The organism is Aquabacterium sp. A7-Y (assembly GCF_026153205.1).
In the GTDB taxonomy this organism is placed as follows: Bacteria; Pseudomonadota; Gammaproteobacteria; order Burkholderiales; family Burkholderiaceae_C; genus Caldimonas.
In genome coordinates this window covers 186973-210402 of the sequence record NZ_JAPFBW010000011.1, presented here as the reverse complement: position 1 = coordinate 210402, position 23430 = coordinate 186973, and the positions used below count along the sequence as shown (strand labels likewise).

Here is a 23430-nt window from a genome sequence, read left to right as displayed (position 1 = left end):
ACCTCCGTGCTGCGCACTGCGGTACGAGCCCCTTCGGGCGCCGGGCGGGGCTCGATTCGGGTGACCTCCGTGCTGCGCACTGCGGTACGAGCCCCTTCGAGCGGCCGGGCGGGGCTCATTGGGTGACCTCCGTGCTGCGCACTGCGGTACGAGCCCCTTCGGGCGGCCGGGCGGGGCTCATTGGGTGACCTCCGTGCTGCGCACTGCGGTGCGAGCCCCTTCGGGCGGCCGGGCGGGGCTCATTGGGTGACCTCCGTGCTGCGCACTGCGGTGCGAGCCCCTTCGGGCGGCCGGGCGGGGCTCATTGGGTGACCTCCGTGCTGCGCACTGCGGTGCGAGCCCCTTCGGGCGGCCGGGCGGGGCTCATGACGTCCGCCAAGTCCCCCGGGGAGCGCACTGTGCGAGCCTGCTGGGCGATAAGCAACTGCAGGATCAGCCAGTTGCCTGGAGCTTGTCGCCGTGCAAACGACGGCCGGATTCGACACCTGCGACAGGTTTCGAGTGAGTCCGTTGAGAAACAAGATGTCTTCAGGCCCCCGTCTCATTCGCCGGCTGTTACTCAATGGGGGGTGACTGGCCGTGCTTCGCGCCGCGCTACCATGCCGCCACGGCGCTGTAGAGAACAACGAGGAACACATGAGCTCTGGCAAACCCCCCGCGCGGCATTTCTCCATGATCCGCGGCTTTCACCTGGCGGACTTTTTCACCCTGGCCAATGCCGCCTGCGGCACGGCCTCGGTGTTCCTGGCGATGAGCTACATGGCCAGCCAGTCGCTGTCGCAGCTCTGGCTGGCACTGGCGCTCGGGCCGGCGGCCCTGGTCTTCGACGTGCTGGACGGTCGCATCGCGCGCTGGCGCAATGCGCATTCGGCGCTCGGGCGCGAACTCGACTCGCTGGCCGACATCGTGTCCTTCGGCGTCGGCCCGGCAGCGCTGGGTTTCGCGGCCGGCTTGCAGGGCGGCTGGGACGTGCTGCTGCTGATCTACTTCGTCTGCTGCGGCGTGAGCCGGCTGGCCCGCTTCAACGTCACGGCGGAGACCCTTTCGGCGGGCAGCGACAAGGTGGCCTATTTCGAAGGCACGCCCATCCCGACCAGCCTGCTGCTCACCGGCGTGCTGGCCGTCTGTGCCGGCCAGGGCGCCCTGGGCGCCGAGCTGTTCGGCGGCGTGTGGGCCGTGGGGCCGTGGCAGCTGCATCCGCTGGCCCTGCTGTTCGGGCTGTCCGGGACCGCGATGATCAGCAAGACGCTGCGCATCCCCAAGTTTTGAAGCCCCAGGGGCGGCCTGCACCACCCCTGCGGGTAAACCATGGGACCCGATGTCGGATAGCAGACACTGCGCACCGGGGCGGCGGCCCATCATGAGGTCTCCACCCCAGCGGAGCACGCCATGAAAACCGCCCTCGAGCAGCTGTCCGGCTACGCGGCCTACCACCGCGACACACGCAACATCGCGACCCACTTCATCGGCGTGCCGATGATCGTCGTGGCAATCACCGCGCTGCTGGCGCGTCTGCAGTTCCCGACGCCGCTGGGCCAGGTCTCGCTCGCGGCCCTGATCACCGGGGTGCTGGTGCTGTACTACCTGAAGCTGGACCTGCGCCTGGGCAGCGCGATGCTGGCCTTCAACGGCCTGGCGCTGGTCGCGGGCAGCGCGATCGCCGGCCTGGCGACACCCGCCTGGCTGGGCCTCGGGCTGGGCCTGTTTGTGGTCGGCTGGGTGTTCCAGTTCGTCGGCCACTACTTCGAGGGCCGCAAGCCGGCCTTCGTCGACGACCTGATGGGCTTGTTGATCGGCCCGCTGTTCGTGGTCGCCGAATGGCTGTTCGCCTTGGGCCTGTGCACCGAGCTGCGCGACGCGATCGAAACGCGCGCCGGCAAGACGCACGGCGCCTCCCGCGGCGCACGCACGGCCTGAAAAGAGCCGCCCGGCGGCCTCAGCCGCCCGGTGACGACGGCCAGTCGCCGAGCCTTCGCAGATCCAGCACCTCGATGCGACCGCGGTCGATGCGCACGATGCCTTGCTTCTGCAGCTCGCGCAGGATCTGATTGGTGGTCTGGCGCGTCAGCGAGAGCATGCGCGAGAGCTGCTGCTGCGACAGCCGGATCGCCCGTGGCCCGGCAGCGGCCGGAGCCACCGACTGCGCCTCCTCGCCTTCGGCGATGCGCAGCAGGCGCCGCGCCAGCCGTGTCGGCGCCGGCAGCAGTGCCATGTCCTCCAGCGTGACGAAGGCCAGCCTCAGCTTGTGGCACAGCAAGCCGCCCAGCTCGCGCCAGAACGCCGGTCGCACCTCCAGCAGCGCGAGCAGGGCACCCTGGGGCACCTGCAGCAGCCAGGTGGCGGCATCAGCCACCGCGTCGTGGGTGCGCGGCTGGCCATCGAACACCGCGATCTCGCCGAACCACGAGGGCGGCTCCACCATCGCCAGCAGTGCTTCCTTGCCGAGGTCGCAGGCTCCGGTCACACCGCTCACACCCGAGATACGCATGGCGCCTTCGAGCACCGCGTAGAGCCCGCAGGGCGGATCGCCGCGCAGGAACAGCCGTTCGCCAGGCACAAGGCGGCGCAGCAAGGCGTGCTCCAGCAAGCCGGCCTGGAACTCGGGCGACAACTGCGCGAACCAGCGGCCCTGGCGCAGCGTGGCCTGCACGCCGGCATCGGTGGCGGCCGCCGGCATGGCGCCGAGGTGCAGCGGTGAGGAAAGGTCGGGCAGGGTCACGCGGCGTGGACTGTGTCGGCACCCTCGCGGGCAGCGCCGCCCATCATCGCCGCAGCGCGGCGGCCGCTCCAGAGGGAAAGCCCCGCCCGGGCTGGCCGGGCAGGACCCGGGCCATGTCCCTGACTAGAAGCCGAGGCCGGCGCCCGCCCCGAGCAGCGTCGCGACGCCCAGCACGGCGAAGATGAGCGCGGCCACCGCGTGCACCAGCTTCACGGGCAGACGATGCGCCAGTCGGTCGCCGAGATAGACCGCCGGCACGTTCGCCACCATCATGCCCAGGGTGGTACCGGCCACCACCGCGAGCATTGCCTGGTATTGCGCGGCCAGCGCGATCGTCGCGATCTGCGTCTTGTCGCCCATCTCGGCCATGAAAAACGCGATAAAGGTGGTCACGAAAACCCCGTGGCGCGCCAGCCGCGCATCGGCTTCGTCGAACTGGTCGGGCACCAGGGTCCACAGGGCCATCGCGATGAAGGACAGGCCCAGGCCCCAGCGCAGTGCGGTCGGACCCAGCAGCGAGGTGATCCAGGCGCCGAGTGCTCCGGCAGCCGCGTGGTTGAGCAGGGTGGCGGCGAGGATGCCCAGCACGATGGGCAGCGGCCGGCGGAACTTGGCGGCCAGGATGAAGGCCAGCAACTGGGTCTTGTCGCCGATTTCGGCGAGCGCCACCACACCGGTGGAAACGAGGAAGGACTGCATGGAAAGCCTGGGGCCGGCGATGGACGATCGACCACACCGCTTTCCCGGCCCACGCGAAAGCAGTGCAGTCAAAGGTCTCGCAAAGTCGGCAACCGCCGGCGCCATGCCCACAGGTGGGCAAGTCTGTTGACGCCGGCCCCTCTCGCATTCGGAGGGCAGCTACTCCCCAATGACGGGCGACAGTGTAGCCGAGCCGCGGGCCGCTGCGGACGCGGTGGCCCGGGAATATCTCTCGCCGGCCCGGATGCCGCGCCGGGGGTTTCAGCGGCTGCGCGCGGCCGAGGCCATCGTGCGCGGGTCGTCGGCCCGGCTCAAATGCACTTGCGTGCCGTAGCTGCGATAGCGGCGGTGCAGTTCGTTGGCCTGCTCGCCCAGGGCCGCCGCGTCGTCGATGGTCTGTCGATGCCGCTCGAGCGTGTGGGTCGCGAGGTCGATGAGCTTGGCGTTGAAGGTCCTCTGCGCATGTTCGAGCAGCAGACGCACCGCTTCCTGCGGCTGGCCCTCGACGGTGTGGGAGACCGCCTCCTCGGCCGCCGCCGTGATTTCTCCATAGGCCTGCTGCAGGGCCCGCTCGAATCCGGCCTGCCCCTGCACCGAACGGACCAGCAGCTCGAGCGTGATGCGTGAGACGGCGAAACGCCGCCCGATGATGCCGACGTTGTGCTCGGCCTCCTCCAGCCTCAGCTCCTGGAGGTGCAGGCGGGAGAGCAGCATCAGCAGGTTGCAGGCGGCCTCGAATTCAAAGTTGGGCGCCTGCACCTCGCTCAGCAGCCGCCGGATGACGGCGATGGCTTCCGGCACGCTGCGCTGCTGCAGTTGCACCAGCGCATTGAGCACGTCCTCGAAACGGCGCAGGCGCGGGCTCTCGGGCGCTTGCTGGCGCGCGAAGGCCATGCTGTCGAGCGAACGGGACAGGGCACGGCCGTCTCCGGCATCGAATTGCAGCGCCCCCAGCAGCACCAGCCCCTGCAGATCGAAGACCTTGGATTGCAGGCCGAGCCGGCTGGCTTTCTGCAGCGCGTCGGTGGCTTCCTTGGCGTTGCCGTAGTAGAAGGCCAGCAGTCCGAGCTTGACCAGCCGCCCGACGCAGCCCGGCGTCAGGCCGGCCGCCCGGCGCAGCGCTTCGATGGCCTGGTCGGGCTCGCCCTGGTCCAGCAGCACCCGTCCCATCACGTCGTAGGCGTCGGCATACCCCGGCTGCTCCTCGAGCAGGCTCTCCAAGGTGCGGCGTGCCAGCTGGGCGCCGCCGGCCTCGTACTGGGTGCGCGCCACGCCGAGACGGGCCCAGGGCAGGGCGCGCACCTGCATGATGGCCTCGAACATCTTCTGCGCCGCATGCGGCTTGGCCAGCCGCAGCCACAGCTCGGCGCCGATGCGGGCGGCATGCACCCAGTAGGGGCCGTGGGTTTCGAAGCGGGCCTGGCACAGCTCGGCGGCGGCGAGGAAGTCGTCGTTCTCGACCAGCCGGATGATCTCCTGCAGCGAGCGCTTGCGCAGGCGTGCCTGCACCAGCCGCTCGCGCAAGGCCTGCTCGGTGTGGGGCTTGATCAGGTAGGCGTCGAGCGCGGCCTCGGCAGCCTCGGCGACGTGGGCGTAGCCGGCCTCGCTGGAGATCATCACGACCACGCTGGACAGCGGCAGTACGTTGGCCAGGCGCAGGTCGTCGAGCAGGTCCTGCCCGGTCATGGGCTCGTCGGGGAAGTGGTACTCGCAGACGACGATGTCGAAGCGGCGCAGTTCCAGCACCTTGCGGGCCTCCAGCGCGCGCGGCGTCTGGGTGATCTTGGAGATGCCGCACTCGCGCAGCATGGACACCAGCACGCTGCGCGAGGTCGCGTTTGCATCGACCACCAGGGCGGTTGCGTTCAGGATCTCAGCATCGAGCGGTCTCATGCATCACCCCCGCATCGGCGTCGCCCGGGCGGCCGGTGGCCGGACCTGCAAGGAGAAGCGGCGCCGGGACAGTGCGGTTGTACCTCAAGTGGACGCGATGCGCTCGAGGGCATGTACCGGGTCAGCGACCGCGACAGGATGGCGACAGCCGCGCACGCGTTTCTCGCACCGTTTCCGTGAACTTGTGCACGCCGGCCGTCGTCGGGCGCCTCAGGCGACCTTCAGCACGCCGCGCTGTACCTGGTCGCGCTCGATGGACTCGAACAAGGCCTTGAAGTTGCCCTCGCCGAAGCCGTCGTCGCCCTTGCGCTGGATGAACTCGAAAAACACCGGACCAAGGACCGTGGTCGAGAAGATCTGCAGCAGCAGGCGCCGGCCCTCGGGGCCGCTCGCGCCGTCGAGCAGGATGCCGCGCGCCTGCAGTTCGCCGACCGGCTCGCCGTGGCAGGGCAGGCGGCCTTCGAGCATCTCGTAGTAGGTCGCCGGCGGTGCCTTCATGAAGGACACGCCCGACTTCTTCAGCATGTCCCAGGTCTTGATGAGGTCGTCGGTCAGCAGCGCGACGTGCTGGATGCCCTCGCCGCTGAACTGCATCAGGAATTCCTCGATCTGGCCCGAGCCCTTGGACGATTCCTCGTTGAGCGGGATGCGGATCAGGTTGTCCGGCGCGGTCATCGCCCTGGAGGTCAGGCCGGTGTACTCGCCCTTGATGTCGAAGTAGCGGATCTCGCGGAAGTTGAACAGCCGCTCGTAGAAGCCCGCCCAGTAGCTCATGCGGCCACGGTAGACGTTGTGCGTCAGGTGGTCGATCAGCTTCAGGCCGGCGCCCATCGGGTGGCGGTCCACGCCCTCGATGAACTCGAAGTCGATGTCATAGATCGACCGGCCTTCCTCGAAGCGGTCGATCAGGTAGAGCGGCGCACCGCCGATGCCCTTGATCGCCGGCAGGCGGAGCTCCATCGGGCCGGTCGGAATGTCCACCGGCTGCGCGCCGAGCTCCAGTGCGCGCGCATAGGCCTTGTGCGCGTCCTTGACGCGGAAGGCCATGCCGCAAGCCGAGGGGCCGTGCTCGGCGGCGAAGTAGGAGGCAATGCTCTTGGGCTCGTTGTTGACGATGAAGTTGATGCCGCCCTGGCGGTACAGCAACACGTTCTTGGAGCGGTGTTTGGCGACCAGGGTGAAGCCCATGGTCTCGAACAGGGGCTCGAGCACGTTCGGCGTCGGCGAGGCGAACTCGACGAACTCGAAGCCCATCAGTCCCATCGGGTTGTCGAACAGGTCGGTGGTGCTCATGGCGTGGCTCCAGGCAGAAGGTGAGGATTCGGTCGGGCCGGTCCGGCGACATGCGAACGGGCGAAGAAATTAAGTTGCGCCGGCGGGTGCCTTGCGCGCAAAACCTGGCAGCGCGGTCGCTGGGCCGGGAGGCCACGGAACTGCTCGGTCTGCAGCTGAAGGGCAGCCGCTGAAGAAGCATAACTCTAGGGTCGGGCCCGGACAATTAGTTCGCGATCAGGATCCGGGTGAACCCTTGGTTGGGAGATAAAATTTCCTTGGATCATGATTGGAGGAGAGAAACTTGTACGAGACCGACCTGGACCGCACCGACCGCAAGATCCTGGCCTTTCTACAGGAACACGGACGCGCTTCCAATCTGGAGCTGGCCGAGCAGGTCAGCATGTCGGCAGCGCAGGTCCTGCGCCGCCACCGCCGGCTGGAGGAGGCGGGCGTGATCACCCGCTACGAGACGCGTCTCAACCCGGCCAGCCTGGGGCTCAACGTGATTGCCTTCATCCATGTGTCGATGGAGAAGGGCCACATCCGCGAACTGCCGAAGTTCAAGGACTTGATCGCCGACCTGCCGCAGGTGCTGGAGTGCTACTCGGTGACCGGCGACTTCGACTACGTGATCAAGGTGATCGAGCGCGACCTGAAGTCGCTCTCGAACTTTTTGATGGACACGCTGATGCAACTGCCAGGCGTCACGGGCGTGCGCTCCAGCGTCTGCCTGGACGAGATCAAGTGCACCAGCGCCTTGCCGCTGCCGGGCTGAGCCGGCAGCCGGCCGACCGCTTCAGGCCTTCAGCAGTTCCACTTCGAAGACCAGCGTCGCATTGGGCGGGATGACGCCGCCGGCGCCGCGCGCACCGTAGCCGAGTTCGGCCGGGATGGTCAGCACCCGGGTGCCGCCTTCCTTCATGCCCTGCACACCTTCGTCCCAGCCACGGATCACCATGCCGGCGCCGAGCGAAAACTCGAAGGGATCGTTGCGGTCCTTGCTCGAATCGAACTTGCGGCCGCGGCCGTTGGGTGCCGCCGGGTCGTGCAGCCAGCCCGTGTAGTGCACCCGCACGCTGCGGCCGGCCTTGGCCTCCGCGCCGGAGCCCGGTTGCACGTCGTCGATTTGCAGGCCGCTGGGGGTGGTGGTGGTCATGGGAGGTCCTTTCTAGGGAAAACCGCGATCATGCCACTTGGCTTTTTGGTCGGCAGATGCCTCATGGCCGCGCTTGCCGTACCAAACCGGCGGCGTGCTCCTCCTTGTCCTTGTCAGCCTTCCTTGGGTCGGCAACGAATGGATGCACCTTCATGCAATCTAGGGAGGGTGCCAGGCGCTTTTGCAAGCTATACCCATCAAAGACAAAAACCGCCATACGGTGCGGCGAACTGCTGCATCTTTCAGAAGATGAAGGCGCCCGCCATCCTCAAGCAGGTGTTCGACAGGCATGGAGACATTGCGAGCAGCAGCTTTGAGTTGAGCGGCGCCTACTGCCAGTGGGACGACTCGATGCACAACATCATCAAGGCAGCAGCACGGCCGGGAGAAGCAGGAGGGCCGGCAGCATGATGCCCTCGGCGAAACACGGCGATCCGCAGCTAGGCATCGACATCCACCTGTGTCTTGTGCCGCCGTCGCCTTCGCCGGTGCCGCTGCCGACGCCCCATTTCTCGGTCATTTTTGATCCTTTCGACTACGTGCCGATCATCGGCGCGACGGTCTCGGTGATGGGCATGAAGCGCGCGACGGCGGGCACCGGAGCGATCGTCGTGCACATCCCGCCCGGCTTTCCGTTCGCCCCGGCGGTGCCGCTACCGGACAGGGAAGACGAACTCTTCATGGGCAGTTCCACGGTGGTGGCCGACGGCGATCCTTTGTCCTATCTGGCGTTGCCGGTGCTGGGCTGCCAGGTTTTCGGCATTCCGAGCCCGCCGCGGCCCAAGAAGAAGCGCATCTCGCCGCCCAACCTGTTACCCACCACCTTCAACCTCGCGATCCCGGCGAACGTAAAGGTCGGCGGGGCGCCGACGATCTCGATGATGGGGATGGCGGCCAAGGGCGCTTTCGCCGGGTTGGGCAAACTAAGGAAGTCGAAGTTCGCCAAGAACCTGGGCGACCGCTTCAAGCAGTTTCGGCAGAAGACCTTCAAGAACATGGACCCGGGCTTCCTGAAGTGCAAGGTGCTCAGGGCGGAGCCGGTGAACATCCTGACCGGGGAGGTGGTCGTCGAGCAGGTGGACTTCACGCTGCAGGGGCGGATCCCGATCGAGTGGGTGCGGTCTTACAGTTCCAATCGTCGCCGCCAAGGTGCCTGCGGCTACGGGTGGGAGAGCCCGGCGGATTCACGCCTTGAGATCGACCGCGAGGACGGGAGCGTGATGTTCCTGCACTCAGGCGAAGGCATGGGACTGTTCCCGCACTTGCCCGCCGCGCAAGGCGACACGGCCGCCGTACTGGAACTGATGAACGGGGCACTGCTGAGCGATCACGGTGACGAGTTCAGGGTGCGGACCAAAAGCGATCGAATCTATCACTTTCCGAAAGCACTGCTGACGGCGCCCGACGAAAGATCGCTGGAATGCCCCGTCGGGAAAGTCAGTGACCTGTGTGGCAACTGGCTGGAGTACCAGCGCATCGAGGGGCAACTCCGGGCCATCCGAGAATCAAGTGGGCGGAAGCTCATGGTCGATCACTGCGACGGACTGATCTGCCGGCTTTGGTTCTCCGCACCGGATGTCGGAGTCACGCATACCTTCGTCGAGTACGAGCATGATCCGGGTGGGGACCTCGTAGCCGTTCGTGATGCGCTTGGCAACCCCTACTGTTTTGCATACGACCGCCGGCACATGGTGCGGCACACCAATCGCGCCAACCTTTCGTTCTACTACGAGTACGACACAACGCGAGAGAGTTGGCAGGTGGTGCACGCATGGGGCGACGGAGGTCTATATGACTATCGCTTCGCCTATTGGCCCTCAATTCGGGAGACGCGCATCACTGATTCGCTGGGGCACATGTCCACCGTGCAATGCGACGAGCAAGGGCTACCCATCCTGGAGATCGATCCGTTGGGCGGGCGCACGATCTTCGAGTACGACGCGGCGGGACGGACCGCCGCCATCGTCGATGCAGCCAACCTCCGCACGGAGTATGGCTATGACGAACGCGGCAATCTGCTCAGGCTCACGCGCCCGGATGGCAGCACGATCGCCATCGAGGTCGACGCCAACAACAAGCGCACCACAATCACCGATTTCAACGGCGCTCACTGGCAGCAGGCCTGGGATGAGCGCGGCTTGCTGGTTCGGCACACGAGTCCGCTCGGCGCCACCACGACGTACGAGTACAACGATGCAGGCCTGCCTGTCAGCGTGACCGACGCGCGCCAAGCCACGACGAAGTTCACCTTCGACAGGATGGGCTGTCTGGTGGCCTTGGTGGATGCGCTTGGCAACATCACCCGTTTGCAGTGGGACGAACTGGGCAACGTGATGGCTCGCACTGACCCGCTGGAGCGCACAGTCCGGTATCGATACGACCGTAAAAGTAGGTTGCTCGAAGAAGAACTGCCGGATGGAAAGTGCATCCGTTACACCTATGACGCCCAGGATGCACTGACGCACTGCGAGGATGAGAACGGAGCACAGTCCCACTTCGAGTATTGCGGGCAAGGCCTGCTCAGGAAGCATCACCGGCCCGATGGAACCGTGGTGGAGTACCACTATGACACCGAAGAGCAACTTATCGGGGTGAGCAATCAAAGAGGCGAGACCTATCGGCTCAGGCGTGACGCGCTGGGACAAGTGGTCGAGGAGACGGACTACTGGGGGCAAACCACCACTTACAGCTTCGACGCTGTGGGGCATCTCCGGCAGCGCTGCGATCCGCTCGGGCGGGTCATAGCCTTTACGACGGACAAGCTCGGCCGTATCCGCCGCAAAGCTTTCATGTCTCCTCAGCAAGCCGGAAATGTCTTTGAGGAGACCTTCGACTTTGACCCCAACGGCAATCTTATCGGTTGCACCAACCCGCATGTGACAGTGCAGCGGCGGTTTGACGCCGAGGGAAAGCTGCTGGAAGAAAGGCAGGGAACATTTATCGTCAGGAACAGTTTCGATGAAGTGGGCAACCGGATCAAGCGGGAGACCAGCACCGGCAACACGGTCCTCTATGGGTACGACCTGCTCGGACTTGCGGCGACGATTCAGATCAACGACGATCTGCCGATCACCATCGAGCGCGACCCGGCCGGGCAGGTGCGCAAGGAGACGCTGGGGGCGGCGCTGCAGCGGCACTTCAAGTACGACGAGCTGGGTCGACCGACTGTCCAGGGTGTCAGGCGCGACGCCGAGTGGCTGTTCCACACACAGTACGAGTACGACCCGGCTGGCAACCTGACACAGCGCCACGACAGCCATTACGGCGTCGACCGCTACCGCTACGACCCGCTGGGACGGATCGTGGCGCACATCGATACGCAGGACAAGCTGACACGGTTCTATCACGATCCAGCGGGGGACCGGATGCTCACACACGCCGTGGAGCAGCGTGCTCAACAGCTGGTGAGGGAAGGGGAGAGGTCGGGCGAGTGGAGGCGTGACGGCTATCACGATGGGGTTCGCTACCGCTTCGACCGCGCAGGCAATCTCGTTGAACGCATCGCGGAGGGTCGCCTCGGAACACCGGATGAAGAGGGGAACACGATCACCTTGGCGTGGGACGCGAACCAGCGGCTGGTGCACAGTGAGAAGAACGGGGTCGAAACGAGCTACAGCTACGATCCCTTGGGGCGGCGCGTGTTCAAGCAGACAGGCAACACGCGCATCTGCTTCGGCTGGGACGGGGAAACGCAGGTTGCAGAGGTGGCGGTTTCACTTCCTGGCCCTACAGCGCCGGAGACTTCGACAACGAGGGACGTTGACCTTGTCTCCAAGCCGGTGGAGAGCTCGGCTTGGGGTCAGGCACGAGAGTATCTCTACTACCCCGACAGCTTTGTGCCGCTGGCGCGGTTAGAGCGGCACGCCGAGAACGGCACGAGCGACGGCCGGATCTTCCACTACCACAATGATCCGAATGGCTGTCCCACACGCATCACCGACGCAGAAGGTGCCGTCGTTTGGGCCGCCAACTTCTCCGTGTGGGGTGGACTCAAAACCTTGCATCGGCAGCAACTGGAGAACCAGCTGAGGTTCCAGGGACAGTACCACGATGTCGAGACTGGCCTGCACTACAACCGGCACCGCTACTATGACGCTCACATCGGCAGCTACGTCTCGGTCGATCCCTTGCTGCTGGATGCCGGCGACAACCTTTACGAGTACACGGGCAACCCGCTGGTCTGGGTGGACCCGCTGGGCCTGTCGCAGACCTACCATCTGGCGAGGGCGCTCACCGGAGCCGGCAGGCCGCTTGTTGCAGGCCAAACGGCGCACCATATCGTGCAGCAGAACAATCCTAGCGCCAACTTGACTCGACAGCTGCTCGTCCGCAACGGTCTCACGGTGGACGATGCCGCGAACGGCGCCCGCTTGTGGGGAACCGCCTCGAGCCAGGTCGCGCAGGTCGCGCATCCCGGCAGAGCGGCAGCGCGGGCGCGAGGCACCTACCATGCAGGCAGGCACATTCACAGTGCCGCAAACGACGAGTTGATCTATCGGATACTGCGCAGCGCTGAAAGGCGCGGCGGGGCAAGAGCAGTTGAGGCGGTACTGAACGACATCGGCCGCCGACAGGAGAGCGGATCGTGGATGCGATCCTTCAATGCGTGTGGAAGAAGATGAGGTTGCAAATGCGTAAGATCAACCAGGTCACGTCGGTCGACCAGGCGACGAAGCTTGCCGACGCCGGCGTCGATGTGCTCGGCTGCTGCTTGGCCGCTGCGCACGAACCCCGACGGGGCCGGATCGATGAGGGGCAGCTACGGGCCATCGTGGACAGCATCGAGCGGCGCACCGCGCTCTCATTCGATGCCGATAGCGGATATACCGCCGTGCAGATGCGTCGGGTGCTCGACGACCACGGAATCGATTTCCTTGAGGTCTTGCCGGTAGACCCCGAGAAGAAGACGGCACACGAACAGGAGTTGCAGTGGTTGCGCGAGGTGCCGCAGCCGAAGATTGCGAGCGGGTATTTCCTGATGAAAGACGATCTGTCCTACCTGAAGCACGTCGACTACTTCAAGCGGCTGATGGACGCGGGCGTCGCATACTTTCAGTTCGAGATCGACTCCTTGATCGACCCCAAATTCAAGATCGGTCGCGCGGACGCTGCGCGTGTCGAACGCTTTTTCGAGGAGATTCCCTGCCTGGTTTGCGACAGGTGGACTGCCTTGGATGCCTACCCTTCGCAGCATGCCAGGGGCCGCTACATGAACATTACCGCCGCGGCGCTGGAGCCTGGGCAGAACTACGACTACAGCCAGCTCGCGTTCCCGTTCTCGCAAGTGCTGGCCTTGCTTCAGGGCCGCCGCATCGCACGATCCGGGCCCTGAGTTAAGCCGCTGCCAACGGGGAACACCGGGAACCCGGCTGCACGTGGTGGATCTGCAGGCCGCTCGGGGTGGTGGTGGTCATGGGATGTCCTTTCTTGGAGAAAGAAAAATCGCGCCACCGGCGGTCGGTCGTCCGTCCGCGTCGTTCGCGCCGCTCACCCGGCTGGCGACCAGGGACGTGCGGGGGCGGGACGAGAGCCCGTACTCGAAGCCGGTCGGCATCGGTCCCGGCCGCACCCGGCGCAGCTCGAGAAAAGCGGCCAGGCCCTGATCCAGCTCGACCTTGGCCAGTCGCAGGCCGGCACACACCCGCTCACCGCGAGAGAACGGCAGGAAGGCGACGGGCGGCGGTGACGCATCGAACTCCGGCCGTGCGGCGTCGAACTGCCGCGGTGAACGCCAGTGGTCGGGATGGCAGTGCATGCCGATGACGGACACGGCCAGTGCTTCGCCCGCGCGGAAGAAGACGCCCGCCGCCTGGGTGTCCTCGACGCAGCGCCGCGTCAGGAAGGGCACGGGCGGGAACAGGCGCAGCACTTCGAGCAGGAAACGCTCGCGACGGCCTTCGTCGTGCGCCAGCACGGCCTGCTGTGCCGCTTGCTGGCTGAGCACTTCCACCGCCCAGAGCAGGCTGCTGGCGGTGGTCTCGCTGGACGCCAGCAGGTTCTGCAGCAGTTCCTCCGCGGCATCGAAACCCTCCAGGCCGCGCCGGGGGCCTCCAGCATCGCCAGTGCCGCACGTCCCGCCTGGCTGGCGCGCCAGCCGTCGCGAAGGCGGCCGCGCAGACGGCTCAGCTCGGTGTCCAGCGCGTGCAGCGCGGGCGGGTCGCAGCCGTTCCAGTCGACCCACTGGCGCATCTTCATCCACTCGCGCACCTGCCGCAGCACCGTCACGTCCCAGGGCAGCGGTGCCGACAGGCCGATGACGCGCGAGAACACCTCCACCGCTGCCGCGACGAAGCGCTCGAACAGCGTGTCGGCGCCGAGGTCCGGCCCGTCCGCGAGGTGGCTCAGGTAGATGGCCTTGATGTCGCTCGGCGCGATGGCCTGGTGGGCGCTCCGGTACCAGGACCGGGTCAGCGCGGCATGTTCACGCCAGTGCGAGCGGTTGGCCGAAAAACGCCCGCGAGCCAGGGCTTCAAGGAAGGCATAGTTCTTGATGAAGGTGTCAGGCCGGCCCAGCACTTCACGTGCGACCCGCGGATCGTCGATCAGCGTCAAGCCCGGCCAGGCGTCGGCCCCGCGCTCGCCCGCGCGCCGATAGAGCCCAGCCAGCAGGGCGTCCAGGAAGCGGCCGGCCTCCTGGGCCGTGGCGATCATGCGAACACCTGGGGTCTGCCGACAATCGGCGGGCGCCGCATGTCGGGCCGGCCATCCTGGAAGCACCTCATTCGGTACACCGGCACGCCGGCGCACCGATGCGAGACCCCGCGCAGGAGCGGTGCCAGAAAGCCCGGTCCCTGGCTCACGACCACGGTGACGATGGCCGCATCGCCCCGCTCCCAGTCCTCGGGCGGGATGCTGCGCTCGCCGGCCTGCCAGAGCCGGGCCGACTCCCGGTGCACCCGCAGCCAGCCGGCATACGCGACCAGCTGACCGTTTTGTATGGCCATCACGTTGGCGCCGTGGCGCAGCTGGTTCATCAGGTTGTGCACCATCAGGCCGAAGGCATAGGCGTGGAAGGGAGGGTGCCGGGCCACGGTCGTCAGCACGGCCGCGATGGTGCGATCGTTCAGGCTGCCGACCTCCAGCCTCAGTCGCGATGTCGTCTCCGGCATCGGCGCGTCTCCTCGGTTTCATCGGACTAGGGCCGTCGTGTTAACAGGCCCTAGAAGCTCCAGCCCGCGGTGATCCAGCCGCGCGGGCGCCGGTCGGGTGCGGTCAAGGCGGCCTGGCCCTTGCGCCACGCGACCGTGGCTTTCACGTGGAAGGCTTGATAGCGCATGCCCAAGCCCAGGCCGTAGCCCTTGAGCGTCTGCTCGTTCGAGCCGGCGGCGTAGCTCCGGTGGTTGAACTTCACGTGACCGTGGTCATAGAAGACGCTGCCCTGGAGGCCTTGCGTGAAGTCCTGGCGCACTTCGAGATTCGCCATCCAGCCTTCGTCTCCGACTCCTTCGCCCTGCGGGTAGGCCCTGATGCCGTAGATGCCGCCGATGACGAATTTCTCGGACGAGTCGAGGTTCTTGCTCGCGGCCTGCCCCGAGAGCGCGACGAAGGCGGTGGTCCGTGGCGTGATGGCCTGCAGCCGGGTGAGGGCCAGCTGCAGCTTGCGGTAGCCGCCTTCCGTCCTGGGGCCCGCCTGGTCCGCGACCTGGGCCTCCCCGGAATCGATGCCCAGGTCACCGAGCACACCGGTCACCCGCCAGGTGCTGTAGCCGCCGCCGGCGAGCGCGTCCGACAGGTCGCCGTAGACCTCCAGCGTCGCGGAGCGCGTCGATTTCCGGGTGCGGCTGTCGGTCGAGTCGACCTCGTCCTTCAACTTGCGGTAGTCGAGCGCACCGGTGAGCCAGACATTGGAGTTCAGGCCGCGCTGCACCGGATAGGTGGCGTAGAGCCCCGCCGTGTGGGCGGTGCCGGTGGCGTCCAGCCCTTCGAACTCCTTGCCCAGCTCGTAGCGGCTGGACGAGACGGCGGCGCCGACCCTCAGGCCGTGGTTGTTCGCGGGCAGATCGAAGGCCGCACGGCCGTACAGCAACGCCTCCTCGGTGACCGTGGCCCTGAGGCTCAGCCGGTCGCCCAGCCGCAGCGGGCTGTTGAGATCGAGCTGGCCATTGAGCCGCGCCTGGCCGGTGTAGCGGTTGCCGTAGTTGTCGACCGAGACGCTGCCTTCGCGCGTCTTGCCGGGCTCGGCCGTGATGAACAGCTCGGAGCTGCCCACGTCCTTGCCGGGCTTCAGGAGGCCGCTCACCTTGCCGACCGCCGGCAGGTCCGCCAGCAGCAGCAGGGTGCGGTCGGTTTCCTTGGAATGGATGGTCCTGCCGTTGAGCCGCTGCGCAGCCACCATGGCCTGGAGGCGCTCGGTCTTGACGATGGAGCCGTTCTGGACGGTCGAGGAGGTCAGACGGCCTTCGAGCACGGTGATGCGCACCACACCGTCGCGCACTTCCTGGGCCGGCACAAAGGCGCGGGCCACCACGAAGCCGCGCTCCCGATACCGTGCCGTGATCCGTTTCGCCGCCTCCCGCAACTCGCCGAGGGTCACGTCGCGTCCTACCAGGCCGGTCGCCAGCGGCTGCAGCTCCTGCGTCGGGATGCGCACATTGCCTTCGATCTGCACCGCCTTGACCGCAAAGCGCTGCCCCGGATCCGCCCCGGTGTCCGCGTCGGGCGGCACCTGCAGGCTGGGCGCCTGGCCGGGCCGCGGCGGCTGCGGGCGCTGCTGAAGTTCTCGCAGTGTCTGGCCGGCGTCCGGCGGTGCGGCTGTCTGCGCGGGCGCGGACACGGCAACGCCGGCGAGCGCGGCCGTCAGGAGGGCGAGGCGACTGGGCGGGAGGGTAGGGGGCATTGCGGGTGTCCTGTGCGTGACGGGGAAGGAAGGGCCGCTCATTGGGGCGCGTCGAGCTGGGAGCCCTGCACGCCGCGCGGCAGGCGGATGCCGCCCTCGCCGATGCTGAAGGTGCGGCGCATGAGCAGGTTCTCGCGCGTGTTCTGGCTGACCGCCGAAGCCGTGGCCGGGGCCAACAGCCTCGCGGTCCCTTCGACCGCTTCGGCCGCTTCCGCGCTGGCGTCCATCGCCAGGTGGGAGACCAGGCCGAACATCTCGGCCTGGCTGCTGCCGCTGGGCACGTTGGGCAGGCTCACCAGGGGAGCGACGTAGGTGCTGACGGGCAGGATCTCGCCGATGGTGTCGCTCAGCACGCCGGTGTAGAGGATGTAGTTGCTCAACAGGGTCTCTGGCCCCGCCAGGTAGTCGCTCAGGCTGAGCGTGGTCGTGACCGTCTTGCCGCTTCCGATGGTGGCGTTGTCGTAGCTGCCGACCGTCTGTTGCACCGAGATGGTGTCGCCCTCGGCGACACCATCGACCCGGAAGTTCCCGGTGTCGAGCGTGGCGCTGGCGGTGCCGTCGTCGAGCTTGGACACCGAACCGTCCAAGGACACCGTCACAGGCCGCGGGGTCACGTCGGCCGTGGTGCTGAGGGTGTCCGTCTCCGGCGTGTAGTTGGCGGCGTCGGGGCCCTCCAGCGAGATCTCGGAGACCGTGACCGCCTTGGCGGTGCCGGCGTTTCTGGTGTCGAAGCTGCCGGTGCCGCTGAAGCTCACGCTGTCGCCTTCGATGATGGCGTCGCCGCCCGGCACGGTGACCGTCACCTGCGCGGCGGTGCTGCCGTCGTAGACCTTGTCGGCGGCGCTCGCTGCGACGGTGACCGGCCGGGGCGTGATCGTGCCGGGTCCCGACGCGGTGGTCGGAAGGACGTAGTTGCTCAGGGCGGTGCCCTCCTGTGCCGTCAGGTCGCCGGATCCCAGGGACGCCTGGACCGTGTCCGCCTCCGCCACGTTCTTGCTGTTGAAGGTGCCGACCGTCTGTGTCACGGTGGCTCCTTCGCCTTCGACGAAGCCGGTCAGCACGTAGCTGTCGGAAGCGAGCGTGGCTGCCGTGCCGCCGTCATAGGTCTTGCTCACCGGGTTCAAGCTTGCGACCAGGGGTGCCGCGGTGATGGTCAGGGAACCGTTGTTGACATAGGTGATGTCGTAGCCTTGCTGGTCGGAGTAGTGCCCGCCGATCTCGGTGTAGACACCGACGTCTTTGCCGGTGCTGTAGGTCGCGGACCCGAGCAGATGCCCCTCCGGCAGCGTCTCCTCGTAGGTGAGGTTGCCGGCCGGGTCGGTATGGCGCTGACCGTCGTACACCACGCTCAGGTGCTCGCTGGCGGTGAGGGTCAGGGGCGTGAGCCAGTGGACCAGCAGCGGTCGCGTCTGTCCTTCATAGATGCGCCAGACGGTGTTGTGCGCGCCGTCGCTTGCGATGTCCCACCCGGCGAACGTGCTCTCGGCCTGCATCTGGGCGGTGGTCTTGCCTGCCGCGACTTCGCCGCTGCCGGCGTGGTCGCTCGTCGAATGAGCCTGGCCCGTGGTCTCGGTGTCGTAGAAGCTGTCGGAAACGACCGCGGAGCCGGTGGTGCCGAGCAGGCCGCCGACCTGGGCGCCGGTGGCCGTGGTGGCCCCGCCGGCATGGCTGTGCTGCACCGTGCCCCCACCCGAGCCCATCAGCCCGCCGACCTTGTTCGCACCGGTGACGCTGCCGGTCGCATACGCGTTGTCGACGCTCCCTGACTGCGAACCGAGCAAGCCGCCGACCTTGTCCCTGCCGCTGACCGAGGCGCTGGAGTAGGCCACGCTGACCGTGCCGTTGTTGACGCCGATCAGCCCGCCGACCCAGTCCCGGCCGGTCACCGCGCCGGCCGCATAACTGGTGGTGACGGTGCCGCCGTCGTTGAACCCGACCAGTCCGCCGACCTGGTCGCCGGCGGAGATCACGGTGTTGCGCGCGCCGGAGCGCTCGATGGTGCCGCTGTTGCGGCCCACCAGGCCGCCGGTCTGGCTGAAGCTGGTCGTCATCGTGACGTTGTTCTCGACCGTGATGTTGCGCAGCGTGCCGTTGTTGCGCCCGGCAAAACCGCCGACCACGTGGCCGGCGGAGGTGACGCTGCCGGTCGCGAGGTTGCCGCCGTCGTCGCCGCCGCTCAGCGTCGTGTCGTTCACGCCGACGAAACCGCCCACCTGGCTCTGGCCGCTCACGTTGCCGCTGGCCCGTCCGTCGATGATCTGGGTGTTGGCCGCGGCGTAGCCAATCAGGCCGCCCACCTGGTCAGTGCCGGTCACGTTGCTGGAGGCGGCGCCGCTCCAGAGGGAGCGGCCCTGCATCGCGCCGACCAGGCCGCCCACCTGGCTGTTCCCCGTGACGCTGCCGGCCGAGTCCCCGTCCAGCAGCCTGCCGAACCCGAGGTTGATGCCGACCAGCCCGCCGACCTGGGCGTTGCCGCTGACCGTGGCGTCGGAGCCGGAGTCGCTCACCTCGCCTTCGTTGCGGCCGACCAGCCCGCCGACATGGTTGCCGGTGCTGCTGATGGTGCCTTGAACCGAGCTGCCTTCGACCGTGCCGCGGTTGTGGCCCACCAGGCCGCCCACCTTGTCGCCGCCGGCCTGCACGCCGACGTTCGCGAGATGGATGTTGGAGACAAAGCCGCTCGAGGCGACTTCGCCGAACAGGCCCACGTTGGGCTGGTTGCGGTTCACGTGCAGGTTGCTGATCGTGTGACCCAGCCCTTCGAAGTGCCCGCTGAAGAACGCAAGCGGGTTGAACCCCTGGCCGAGGCCCCAGCCGGCGGTCGCGCTGGCGTCGATGTCACCGCCCAGGGCGTAGTTCCCGCTCGGGTTGCCCTGGATGCCCTGCAGGTCGGTGGTCGTGCCGCTGCCTTCGGCGCCCAGCGAGGTGATCACGTAGAAGTTCTCGACCACGCCGTCCGAGCCCTGCTTCAGACTGAAGTTCTCGCCGGCCGGTAACTCGACGCGCACGCCGTCGTTGATTCGGTAGCTGCCGCTGTTGCGGTTCGCCGGCTGGCTCTGGCCGTACTCCAGCGCCAGCCGCGCCGTGCCGCTGCCGTTCATGTCGTCAGCGATGAAGATGTGCGTCTGCGCGCTCAGCGTCAGCGTGTTCGCGCTCCAGGCCACCGTGTCGGCGACGGCGACGGCGCCCAGGCCGCCGCCGGCGCCTGCCGTGCTCTGGATCGTCACGTTGCCGCCCGCGAGGCTGGCCGAGAGCTGAGCGCCCGTCATGTCGCCTTCGCTCGCGGCGATGATGAAGTCGGTCGGGTCGATGAGCCAGGTGCCGGCGCGGCCCGAGGCGGCCGCGGTGGTCACGCGCGCCGCGTCGCCGATGCGCACGTGGGCGGCCGAGGTCTCGATGAAACCGCCGTCGCCGCCGCCGGGCGCGGAGGCGTCCAGTGTGCCGCGCTGGGTGGTCGTGCCAACGGCCATGTCGCCCATCAGCACGATGGTGCCGCCGCGGTTCTCGACGGTGCGGGCCTCGACCACGCCTTCGTTGTTGACCACCGCCTTCGCGAGCTGGTCCAGTGCGTCGGCGGTGAGCCAGATGCGCCCGCCGTCGGCCTGGATCAGCCCGCCGTTGCTCGCCAGCCCGTCCAGCGTGCCGCGGTTCACCGTGAAGGCGGCCAGCCCGCTCTGGTCGACCCGCAGCGTGACCTCGTCGGCCGCGGCCATGCGCACGTCGCCGCCGGGGGCCTCGATGCGGCCTTCGTTGATCACCTGGGCGCCCACCAGCACCACGTAGCCCCCGTCCGCGGCCTTCAGGTCGCCCTGGTTGACCACCCGGCCCGGCGAGGCGCCGGACAGGCGCGTCGGTCCGGACAGGAAGGACTCGTTCGACACGTGCCGGGTCGAGGCGAGGATGCCCGCGGCGCTCACCCGGGCCCCCGGAGCGAACAGCACGCCGTTCGGGTTGACGATAAACACCTGGCCGTTGGCGTGCAGGCTGCCGAGGATCCGGGTCGGATCCTGGCCGATGACGCGGTTGAGGATCGCGGCGTTCGCCGACGGCTGCCGGATCTGGACCGATGCGGCCCGTCCGATGTCGAAGCTCTGCCAGTCGATGGCGGCTTTGCCGGTGGTCTGCCGGATGGTCAGGGTGTTGCCGCTGTGCCCTATGGTGGCGCGGCCGGCGGCGACATGGCCGCCTGTCGGCAAGGCACCGGGGTCGACCGCCAGCGCCGCGCCCGACGCGCAGGAAGCGGCGACGGCAGCAGCCACGGCGCGCAGACCGGAGCGCTTGCCGCGTCCGCGCGCGTGTTCGGGGGCAGGAACGTACGCTTGCTGCGTTTCATTCCAGGTCAGGCGATAGACACGGTTGTGGCTGGCGTGACGGAACATGCGTGTACTCCTTGGTGTTCCATGCAGGCCGGTACGACGCAAGGCAAGACAGGCGCCCCACGGAGGCGCAGTGGCGGACGGTCGCGGCCGGCGGGAAAAGGCCGGAGGAGACATGGCAATCGCCGCGCCTTGTGTGCGCGCCTGGAGCCTGCTCGAAGCCGCGGGTGTCGGGCCGTCGCCGCCATGCCGGCCCGTTCTGCCGTCCGCAACGCGCCGCTGCGATGTGGTGGCGCTGGTCTGCTGTTGACTTGCAGAACCTTTGCCGCTTTTTTGCTTCGTTTGCGGACGCCTTGCTGCGTCGCGGCGATAGCCCTTGGACCTCGGCTACATGCAGGTGCGAGGTGGCTTGCAAGAGGTGGCGTCGACGTCCTTCGCGCGCTTACCCGCGCCGGCAAAAATTGCTTGCGGGCTCGCCCCGTCGACCGGCTCCGACATCAAAGCGCGGCGACGCAGGCGATCGACGATTCGGCGCCCTACACGGGTTTGTCGAAGCCGTCCTCGATCCACGCCGACGCGCTCGCACGGGTCAGCTTGAAGGTCGGCGCGACCCGCACCTGCGCGAGCGGCTCCCCCAGTGCGTCGTGCGCGCTCAGCAGTGCATGCGGGTTGTCTTCGTCGGGCACGATGTCGAGCGTGACGACGATCTTCTGCTCGCCTTCGGTCACCGTGATGCTCTTGTGGTACATCGCGTGCAGCTGCTGCTCGTGCCGGCGCAGCACTTCGGAGGCGGTCTTCACCAGGGTGTTGAAGGCCGACACGTCCAGCGGCTTGGGGTTCTTCTTGTCGCGACCCATGGTCCACGGCCCGACCAGCGCAGGCTCGGCCTCGCCGTCCTTGATCATCGCCACGGCCCAGCCGTCGTCGTCCTCGTTCTTGATGACCTTGGCGGTCCAGCCGTTGTCGCGCCACAGGCGGGCTTCGTGCAGGGGGGCGTCGGGGGCGGCCGCGCCGTCGTCGTGCGGGGCAGGGGAGTCGAAGTCGCTGCGTGTCATGGCGGGCATGTTAATGGAGCGAGTCGCGCGGCCCTCGCTTCACCATGACTTCATGCTCACTTCACCGTCCCTGCCTACAGTCGCGACATTGCAGAACTTCAATGTCCGCCCGTGTCCATCGACCCCGACCTCCCTCGCCACTTCGAGAATCCCCGCTTCGCCGCCGCCTTCGCGGCAGTGAGCCTGGTCTTCCTGGTGGCGGCGCTCTACCGTGTTTTCGCGGCCGGCCTGCTCGGGCTGGTGATGCCGGCTCGCTGCCGCGACGCGGCCATGCCGAACCAGGGCCGCAGCCAGCCGAAACGCCGCAGCAGCTCGTAGCCGGCGAAGCTCAGCACGAAGGTGGCAACAACAAGCAGGGGGCCTTCGAGCGCCGGCGTCCAGCGCAGCGGCTGCAGCGCATGGGCGAGCACGACGAGCACGGTCTGGTGCAGGATGTAGACGGGGAACACCGCTTCGCTCAATCGCTGCCGCAGCGGGTGCTCGCGATTCCAGTGACGCGCTGCAAAGCCCAGCACCGCGACGATGCCGCACCACTGCATCACCGCGTAGACCCCCCGCAGCGCCGGGCGCAGCCACTCGGGCGGCATGCCGCCGTCGAAGGGACGGATGCAGGCCACGAACAGGACCCAGGCCGCCAGCCCGAGGCCCAAGGCCAGCCAGCGGCGCTCCGCCATGGCCGGCCAGATGGCCGGCAGGCGCGCCAGCACGGCGCCGAGGACAAAAAGTCCGAAATACACCGCGTGGTTGGCCCAGTCGTCCAACAAGGCGTGTGTGGTGGGGAAACGCTCCGCCAGCAGGAGCCGCAGCAGCGCGAGCACGACGATCGGCCACAGCAGCAGGCCGGGACCCTGCCAGCAGGCAGAGCGCCCCAGGCGGTCGGCCAGTCGCTGCAGCGCCTGCGGCCAGAGCCGGCAGAGGGCCCACAGCCCCAGGGTGTAGACCCACAGATAGGGGAGGAACCAGAGGTGGTTCCAGGTCGGCAGCACCAGGCAGCGGCCTTCGCGGCAGAAGCCGCGGTGACCCTCGAAGTAGAGACGCAGGAAGTCGGCATAGCTGCCTGCGTAGCCGAACTTCTCGACCACTTCCAGGTAGGACTGCGGCGGCACCACCACCGCCATGCCGCAAAGCAGCGGCAGCAGCAGCCGCTTGGAGCGGCTGCGTACGAGTCCCGCGGGGCGGCGGGCCAGCATCAGGGAGGTCGCCGCCCCCGACACCAGGAACAGCAGCCCGAGTCGCCAGGGCGAGCTCAGCCGCATGAAGGGTTCGAGCGCGCCGCTCGCATAGGGGCTCTTCACATGAAAGTCCCAGCGGACGTAGTACATGCCCACGTGATAGAGCACGAGCAGCGCAAAGGCGGCGATGCGCACCCAGTCCAGGAACAGCAGGCGCGGCGGGGCCGAAGAGGAGGCGGTGTCCATGCTGCGCAGCCTAGTCAGCCGGTTCGCAGCGGTCCATCGCGGCGGGGCGAACCGGGCTCCGGA

Annotated in this window: 18 protein-coding genes and 1 riboswitch; of the genes, 6 read left to right on the top strand and 12 right to left on the bottom strand. The window is 67.6% G+C overall.

The annotated features are described in order from the left end of the window. The first annotated feature begins 636 nt into the window (after window positions 1-636). Together OOT46_RS12460 and OOT46_RS12455 are read left to right on the top strand one after the other, a co-directional pair. Window positions 637-1269, top strand: a complete 633-nt coding sequence (locus OOT46_RS12460; protein WP_265403928.1) for a CDP-alcohol phosphatidyltransferase family protein — start codon at window positions 637-639, stop codon at window positions 1267-1269. 120 nt (window positions 1270-1389) lie between these two features. Beyond that, window positions 1390-1917 carry a DUF962 domain-containing protein gene (locus OOT46_RS12455; RefSeq protein WP_265403927.1) on the top strand — a complete coding sequence of 176 codons (528 nt, stop codon included), beginning with the start codon at window positions 1390-1392 and terminating at the stop codon, window positions 1915-1917. Window positions 1918-1936: 19 nt separating this feature from the next. Here OOT46_RS12455 and OOT46_RS12450 read toward each other — a convergent pair whose 3' ends face one another. The 4 genes from OOT46_RS12450 to hppD form a co-directional block, all read right to left on the bottom strand. Beyond that, entirely contained in the window at window positions 1937-2677 is a 741-nt protein-coding gene (locus OOT46_RS12450; protein WP_265403933.1) for a Crp/Fnr family transcriptional regulator, read from the bottom strand. Between the two features lie 165 nt (window positions 2678-2842). Continuing rightward, window positions 2843-3418, bottom strand: a complete 576-nt coding sequence (locus OOT46_RS12445) for a TMEM165/GDT1 family protein (RefSeq protein WP_265403926.1) — start codon at window positions 3416-3418, stop codon at window positions 2843-2845. A 1-nt stretch (window position 3419) separates the two neighbouring features. Further along, a riboswitch (yybP-ykoY riboswitch) is annotated at window positions 3420-3598 on the bottom strand. An 81-nt stretch (window positions 3599-3679) separates the two neighbouring features. Beyond that, window positions 3680-5311, bottom strand: coding sequence for a response regulator (locus OOT46_RS12440; RefSeq protein ID WP_265403925.1), 1632 nt, complete (start codon window positions 5309-5311; stop codon window positions 3680-3682). Between the two features lie 210 nt (window positions 5312-5521). Continuing rightward, window positions 5522-6604, bottom strand: a complete 1083-nt coding sequence (gene hppD, locus OOT46_RS12435; protein WP_265403924.1) for a 4-hydroxyphenylpyruvate dioxygenase — start codon at window positions 6602-6604, stop codon at window positions 5522-5524. A 283-nt stretch (window positions 6605-6887) separates the two neighbouring features. Between hppD and OOT46_RS12430 the strand changes: the two genes are divergently transcribed. Further along, on the top strand, window positions 6888-7361 hold the full coding sequence (locus OOT46_RS12430; RefSeq protein ID WP_265403923.1) for an Lrp/AsnC family transcriptional regulator: 474 nt from the start codon (window positions 6888-6890) through the stop codon (window positions 7359-7361). A 21-nt stretch (window positions 7362-7382) separates the two neighbouring features. Here OOT46_RS12430 and OOT46_RS12425 read toward each other — a convergent pair whose 3' ends face one another. After that, window positions 7383-7742, bottom strand: coding sequence for an FKBP-type peptidyl-prolyl cis-trans isomerase (locus OOT46_RS12425; protein ID WP_265403922.1), 360 nt, complete (start codon window positions 7740-7742; stop codon window positions 7383-7385). 249 nt (window positions 7743-7991) lie between these two features. Here OOT46_RS12425 and OOT46_RS12420 point away from each other — a divergent pair, with 249 nt between their 5' ends. From OOT46_RS12420 to OOT46_RS12410, 3 genes are read left to right on the top strand one after another with little or no spacing between them, the layout of a single operon-like run. Beyond that, window positions 7992-8153, top strand: a complete 162-nt coding sequence (locus OOT46_RS12420) for a hypothetical protein (protein ID WP_265403921.1) — start codon at window positions 7992-7994, stop codon at window positions 8151-8153. Beyond that, complete coding sequence (locus OOT46_RS12415) at window positions 8150-12364, top strand: RHS repeat-associated core domain-containing protein (RefSeq protein ID WP_265403920.1); 4215 nt, start codon at window positions 8150-8152, stop codon at window positions 12362-12364. Before OOT46_RS12420 ends, OOT46_RS12415 begins: the two co-directional genes overlap by 4 nt. Beyond that, window positions 12328-13074 (top strand): hypothetical protein, encoded by a 747-nt coding sequence (locus OOT46_RS12410; protein ID WP_265403919.1) that lies wholly within the window; start codon window positions 12328-12330, stop codon window positions 13072-13074. Before OOT46_RS12415 ends, OOT46_RS12410 begins: the two co-directional genes overlap by 37 nt. 78 nt (window positions 13075-13152) lie before the next feature. On the opposite strand, the gene OOT46_RS12405 is transcribed toward OOT46_RS12410, so the two are convergent. From OOT46_RS12405 to OOT46_RS12375, 7 genes are all read right to left on the bottom strand, one after another. Beyond that, entirely contained in the window at window positions 13153-13656 is a 504-nt protein-coding gene (locus tag OOT46_RS12405) for a cytochrome P450 (protein ID WP_265403918.1), read from the bottom strand. Further along, window positions 13578-14393: a hypothetical protein gene (locus tag OOT46_RS12400; protein ID WP_265403917.1), complete on the bottom strand. Its 816-nt coding sequence runs from the start codon at window positions 14391-14393 to the stop codon at window positions 13578-13580. The genes OOT46_RS12405 and OOT46_RS12400 overlap by 79 nt, the downstream gene beginning before the upstream one ends. Beyond that, the gene (locus OOT46_RS12395; protein WP_265403916.1) at window positions 14390-14851 is read right to left on the bottom strand and encodes a hypothetical protein; all 462 of its coding nucleotides are present in this window, start codon (window positions 14849-14851) and stop codon (window positions 14390-14392) included. The genes OOT46_RS12400 and OOT46_RS12395 overlap by 4 nt, the downstream gene beginning before the upstream one ends. Window positions 14852-14901: 50 nt before the next feature. Then, window positions 14902-16578, bottom strand: coding sequence for a ShlB/FhaC/HecB family hemolysin secretion/activation protein (locus OOT46_RS12390; RefSeq protein WP_265403915.1), 1677 nt, complete (start codon window positions 16576-16578; stop codon window positions 14902-14904). Window positions 16579-16616: 38 nt separating this feature from the next. Continuing rightward, a complete protein-coding gene (locus OOT46_RS12385) occupies window positions 16617-20957 on the bottom strand; it encodes a YDG domain-containing protein (protein WP_265403914.1) in 4341 nt (1446 codons plus the stop codon). A 473-nt stretch (window positions 20958-21430) separates the two neighbouring features. Then, a complete protein-coding gene (locus tag OOT46_RS12380; protein ID WP_265403913.1) occupies window positions 21431-21949 on the bottom strand; it encodes a hypothetical protein in 519 nt (172 codons plus the stop codon). 206 nt (window positions 21950-22155) lie between these two features. Next, window positions 22156-23367 carry an acyltransferase family protein gene (locus tag OOT46_RS12375; protein ID WP_265403912.1) on the bottom strand — a complete coding sequence of 404 codons (1212 nt, stop codon included), beginning with the start codon at window positions 23365-23367 and terminating at the stop codon, window positions 22156-22158. Window positions 23368-23430: the final 63 nt, after the last annotated feature.